The 4891-nt window shown below is 59.0% G+C and carries 5 protein-coding genes and 1 pseudogene; 1 reads left to right on the plus strand and 5 read right to left on the minus strand.

Going from position 1 to position 4891, the window contains the following annotated elements; genetic code table 11:
- From E1809_RS26105 to E1809_RS26115, 3 genes and pseudogenes are all read right to left on the minus strand, one after another.
- Positions 1–195: pseudogene (locus tag E1809_RS26105) on the minus strand (amino acid permease); the annotation flags it as partial.
- Positions 196–761: 566 nt separating this feature from the next.
- On the minus strand, positions 762–1469 hold the full coding sequence (locus E1809_RS26110) for a cache domain-containing protein (protein WP_133207123.1): 708 nt from the start codon (positions 1467–1469) through the stop codon (positions 762–764).
- On the minus strand, positions 1466–2227 hold the full coding sequence (locus E1809_RS26115) for a FadR/GntR family transcriptional regulator (protein ID WP_235835786.1): 762 nt from the start codon (positions 2225–2227) through the stop codon (positions 1466–1468). Before E1809_RS26115 ends, E1809_RS26110 begins: the two co-directional genes overlap by 4 nt.
- Positions 2228–2836: 609 nt before the next feature.
- Here E1809_RS26115 and E1809_RS26120 point away from each other — a divergent pair.
- The gene (locus tag E1809_RS26120) at positions 2837–4234 is read left to right on the plus strand and encodes an APC family permease (RefSeq protein ID WP_165962518.1); all 1398 of its coding nucleotides are present in this window, start codon (positions 2837–2839) and stop codon (positions 4232–4234) included.
- A gap of 16 nt (positions 4235–4250) precedes the next feature.
- Here the strand turns inward: E1809_RS26120 and E1809_RS26125 are convergent, their stop codons facing one another.
- Both E1809_RS26125 and E1809_RS26130 read right to left on the minus strand, forming a co-directional pair.
- Positions 4251–4505 carry a hypothetical protein gene (locus E1809_RS26125; protein ID WP_133207125.1) on the minus strand — a complete coding sequence of 85 codons (255 nt, stop codon included), beginning with the start codon at positions 4503–4505 and terminating at the stop codon, positions 4251–4253.
- An 86-nt stretch (positions 4506–4591) separates the two neighbouring features.
- Positions 4592–4891: RpiB/LacA/LacB family sugar-phosphate isomerase (locus E1809_RS26130; protein ID WP_133207126.1), on the minus strand; the 300-nt coding region annotated here is incomplete at its 5' end.

The raw sequence follows: 4891 nt of genomic DNA on the forward strand, positions 1-4891 counted from the left end.
CATCGGCCAGGACCAGAAATACTCCGTGCCGCCGGTGGCATAGCCGAAGTAGAAGAGCTGGAAAACACTCGTAAGGATCGAAATATAGCTCACGCCGGCCGCGAAGCTGGCGAACTTACCGATACTGCGGTCCAGCGACTGCGTATAACCAAAATCCTGCAGACCGCTCGAATCATGTTGCTTGAGTTCAGACATATGGGGGAAGTCCTTAGTCGAATCTGAATGGCTTTACAGCCAATGACTACGCCGTCGGGGTCATGGGCGAAGACGCTGCCAGCGGGGTCTAACTAGCGGCGGGCTTCGCAGACCGGAAGAAGAAAGCATTTCCCCGTCGAATGCAGGTCCTCGAACCGGTTATTGGAGCTCTCCTGTGAAACAGATCACCTCGGAGATTACTCTTTAATCTTTCATAGCGATAGCTTTTATTCGAAGAAAAAATGTGCATCGCTGACCGATCGTCCCACGTTGGAATGTGATCCCGACTGCGCGACCGCGCGCCCCGACAGGGGGCCAGTTCGGTTTAGACTTGTCGATTTTGAGCGAAAACCGGTCGATCCGGCCCGTTTCCGCGCCGAATCCGCGGGGATGGCGACTCCACTCCCAGCAAGACTCCCCGTGGAGAAGTTGACTGCACGCTGGCCGAAACCAGGCGCCCGCACGCAAACAGCACCGCTGGGCCATGAAATACGTTACGTCTGATAAAACTGCAGTGGGGACATTTTTGGCCCGTGGATTGCAGGGACTGTCGAGATGGTTATCGACTAGGCGGTGTAGATCAAGGAAAGGCCCAGATGGGGCACGTCCAGGGCGATCCGATCTTGCACTGAGGATCCTGTTTTGATCCGGTCGCCAACGAGGTATCTTCCGGAATTGCCGAGGATGACTCGGTTGCTCGCGTTGACCAGCGCGGCATCACCGGGGATGGCACGCAGGATCGGCATGAGGCGGGGTTCAAGGTCCTTGAGCCGGATGTCGCATCCGGCCACCCCGGTAAAGTGGCCATGGACCGAAAACGGTGCAGTGAACGTCAGGATGTAATCCTCGAAGCCGAGATAATCGATGTACGGGCCCCAAAGAGTCTGCTCACCCGTCGCAGCCGCGGTGGAGAAGAACGGCAATTTCTCATAGTCGTAATACCGGCTGCTACCCGGAGTCTGGTCAAAATCGAGCCTTCCGATGGCGCCGGATTCCCGACGGGACCACCATTCCAAGGCTTGGCCGCCATGTTCAACGAACTCATGTGCGAAGAAGGTCCCGGCGCCGACAGCGTAGGTGTTTTTCGCCAAGAACTCCTGCGATAGTTTGTCCAACCCTGCCAGCGCAGCCTTATCAACCTTGGCTTTGCCGAGGAGATTTCGTTCAAGCAGCGAGGCAACATTCGCGGAGAGCTCCTTGATCCCCGTGGAGACACCGCCAATCCACGACGTCAGGGATTGGGCAGAGTGAACGACTTCAGTGTCGGGAATCATTGGGCATCCTGAGTTGATTGGCTGTAACCGAGGGTCAGTTTGGTGTCAATCAGATGGAAAATGTTCCGTCTGATGTGCTCAAGTACCAGCCCCTGGGCCTTCTCGGGTTGATCCTGGGCCACGGCTCGAACCAACTCCAAGTGTTCAGCCGCTGCCTGTTCCGGGTCAAATGCCACAGCCAAGGGAGTCCATATCTGTTGAACTGTTTCTTCCTGAATCCGGATTTCGGCGTTGGCAAGCCTTGGCGATTGGGCGGATACTGCCAACTCGATATGGAAGCGGCTATCGGCAGTTGCACGCTTTTCGGGGGTAGGGGCAAGGACCAATGCTCGGGCAAGTTCCTGAAGGCGCTCGACGTCGTGCGGTTCCGCGCGCTCACATGCCAGCCGGATGATCGCGGCGGCAACTGCTGAGTGCTCGTCCCCGATGTCGCGTATTTCCGAAATTGACGTTGAGAGAAACCAATCCCTTATTGCCTCTGTTCGGGTTCGAGGCTGATTGACGACAAAGGTTCCCCCGCTCCTGCCCCTGCGAGTCTCGACGATTCCCTGCTCGCGCAGCTCCGACAGCGCCTCGCGGAGCGTTGCTCCCCCGACGCCGAACATTTCCGAGAGCGCAGCTTCGGGAGGTAGGCGTTCGCCTACCTTGAGCAGTCCGAGGGCGATTGCCTTGGAAATTCTGTCGACAATCGCATCTGCCCGCTCGATTTCAGGCAGGGAGCGGTAGATCTGCGTCTGGAATGAGGTCGGCGAGTCCAAGAGTCTGCGCTCCGAAGGTGGGTGATGAATCGGGGTTAATACTACAGTCCGGACATACATACCGGACATTGATCCCGGCCCCAGCCTTTTGGAGGATACATGCCGGCCGTTCGAAAGCACCGTCTAAACCATTCGGAATGGCTGGATTCCCTTGTCGCGGATGGTAAGAGGATGGTGACTGACCCGCGCTGGCAGAAGAGGAAGCGACTTTTGGCTGGCATGGCTAAACCCCTTCTATTGACGGATTGAAGGGTCAATTGCACTGCCCATCGAGATCGTACGACGGCAGCGGCCGCGATGGCCGAGCGCGCAGTGCGTGTCGGTCTCAGGTGGACTGTGAGCCAGAGGAAGGGCCGGCGGTTGCTCTTGTCCTCGGCAAATCTGACATGGCCAGATCAGGGACTCGGCGGTACCGTGGAAACGTCAAGGTCCTTCCGCAGGACTCCGTAGGAACTTCCATCATTGGCGGACTTCGTCCCCTAGACGAGCGCCGATGCGCCTTCCTGATTACATCATCCGTCCGCGAAGAGCCCCCCAATGAGCAACTCTCCAACTACCTCGGTTCCGGAGGCCACCCCAGCCACTGGGCCCGGCCGGATACACCGAAATATGGGATGGCGTGATGGTTTCGCCCTCGCCCTCTCGATTCCAGTCGGCGCCTTCATGCTGATCGGATACTCAATTGGCGCCTTGGGGGCCTGGACCGCGGCAGCTCTTTGGGGTACCTCCTGCATTATTGCGTTACTTCAGAACTACCTCTACGCCGAGATGGCAGCGATGTTTCCGGATAAGCCGGGCGGAATTGCCATGTACGCCCACGAGGCCTGGAAACGATATCTAGAACCCGTGGGGCCGCTGGCGGCAGTGGGTTACTGGGCCGGCTGGTCGTTTGTTTTGGCGGTCTTCTCGCTCATCATTGGCGATCTTTTGACAGCACAGTTCTTCCCGGACGCCACGTGGAAGGTGTCCGACGGCCTCGTGGAAATCGGGCCCGGTCACCTTATCGCCGTCGCCGCCATCTTCTGCGTGTGGCTACTCAACATCTTCGGAGTAAAGCCCGCGGTTCGTTTCAACAAGCTGCTTGGGGGCGTTGCGGTCATCGCGATTATCGTTTTGTTGGTTGGATCCATGGTCACCGGGCACTGGAGTTCCCACGTCCTGAGCTGGGGCAAGCTCGGCGAAACCGACCAGCCGTGGCACGGTTGGCAGCTGGCATTGGTCTACCTCTATGTGATGGGTTGGACTTCCTACGCGACCGAGATCGGCGCGACCATGACCCCCGAGTACAAGGACCACAAGCGCGACACTAGTCGCGTCCTTATTTCGTCCTCGCTGCTCTCCCTGCTCCTGCTCGTCGGCGGAGTGATTACCACCGCGGGCGTGTCCTCCAGCGAGAATGCGATCAACAACGACCCCATCGGTTATCTACCCACGGCCTTCCAAACAGTGCTTGGCGGCGGTTCGATCGTCATGACGTTGGTTATCGTCGCAGCACTGTTCGTGATGATGACGTCGTCCACTGCTGATGCTGGACGGGCCCTCTACGGAATCGCCAAGGACGGAATGGTGATCCGGCAACTCGACTATCTCAATAAGGAAGGGATGCCCTCGCGGGCCATGACGCTGGACCTGGTCATCAACATCGTGCTCGTGCTCTTCGTCGGCAACACGCTTGGGGTCCTCTTTGCTAGCAACCTCGGCTACATGCTCGCGATCTTCTTCGCACTCGTGGGATTCCTACTGCTCCGTAAGGACAGGCCCGACTGGCCTCGGCCGGTCAAGCGCGCGCGCATCTGGATTCCGGTCGCCTTCGTGCTCGCCGCGATTACAGCATTCCTCAACGTCCTCGGCATCATGTACTCGGGCGTCGCCGGCTACGGAAGTATCACTGACACCTTGGTTGGTTTCGCGGTACTTGCGAGTTCACTGGTGCTGTGGGCCTACCGTCGGATCGTGCAGGACAGGCAGCCCCTCCGTCTCCGCGACAGGTCATACATAGGAGATTGAGCCGGCTGGGGAATCCTCAGCCGGCAGCGGCCGAACCGGTTCTTTTTTTGCCCCGGAACCACGCGGTGAGGTATCCGACGCCCACCACGAGATAGATGACACCCAGGCCGACACGCCACGGCTCGGCTACTCCAGCAGTGCCCCTCACAAGAGTGAAAAGCCACCCGATGCCAATGGCGAGCCAAGCAATGCCCATAACCAGCCAACGCCGCGGAGCAGACGTTCTTCTGGCCTGGACGCCCGGATTGTTGGAGTTTCGGTCTTCTAGCATTCTGACTGCCTATCTACGAGGATTTCCATGATTTCTCCTGTGGGTGGTGGTTGGGTAAGCGGCGAGTCTGGCCACCGTTTAGCTGCCTATTCGACGACTTCGCCGGTGGTTTCGTAGCTTGCGATCTTGCCGATGCGGCGCACGTGGCGTTCGGCCTTGCTGAACGGCTCAGCCAGGAATGCTTCGATGAGCTCGGTGGCCTCATCCACGCTGTGCTGGCGTCCGCCCACAGCCACCACGTTGGCGTCGTTGTGCTCGCGGGCCAGGCGGGCAGTATCCAGGTTCCAGGCCAAAGCCGCCCGGACGCCCTCTACCTTGTTCGCGGCGATCTGCTCGCCGTTACCGGAACCGCCCAGCACGATGCCCAAGGCGTCGACGCCGGCTGC

It is taken from the genome of Arthrobacter terricola (assembly GCF_004354015.1).
GTDB classification, from domain to species: Bacteria; Actinomycetota; Actinomycetes; order Actinomycetales; family Micrococcaceae; genus Arthrobacter; species Arthrobacter terricola.

Excerpts from the sequence above, each read along its gene's own strand:
- E1809_RS26110 (WP_133207123.1), bottom strand. The coding sequence starts at position 1,469 with ATGATTCCCGACACTGAAGTCGTTCACTCTGCCCAATCCCTGACGTCG.
- E1809_RS26120 (WP_165962518.1), top strand. The coding sequence starts at position 2,837 with ATGGGATGGCGTGATGGTTTCGCCCTCGCCCTCTCGATTCCAGTCGGC.
- E1809_RS26125 (WP_133207125.1), bottom strand. The coding sequence starts at position 4,505 with ATGCTAGAAGACCGAAACTCCAACAATCCGGGCGTCCAGGCCAGAAGA.